The sequence below is a fragment of the Oleiphilus sp. HI0079 genome (genome assembly GCF_001635105.1).
The window spans coordinates 1-308 of record NZ_LWFT01000496.1 but is presented as its reverse complement, the minus strand read 5'-3'; the positions used below and the strand labels follow the sequence as shown (position 1 = coordinate 308).

Genomic DNA, 308 nt, shown 5'->3' with positions numbered 1-308 from the left:
TTTATAAGCAATCGAATAGCCATACTCTACACTTTGATTTTTGCTCTCAACGGGAATCTGCTTGTCACGAAGATGGACTAACATCAACTCAACTTCACTCATTGGAGGAATTGTAATTCTTCCTTCCTTCTTGTGATAACTCAATAAGTCTCTATACACCCTGCCGTCGTAATAACCTGCCATTTCAGTAACGTCTACAAAACTAGTGGACGTATTTCTAATATTGAGCACAAGTCCATTTTTAATCGAAGCAGCAACGTTCTCATCCTCTAGAATGAATTTTTCTGGGACAAAATTGAAAGAAACAT

At 37.3% G+C, this 308-nt stretch carries 1 protein-coding gene; it reads right to left on the bottom strand.

The features are described from left to right. On the bottom strand, positions 1 to 308 hold a 308-nt coding region (locus A3750_RS26790), incomplete at both ends, for a hypothetical protein (protein ID WP_231871746.1).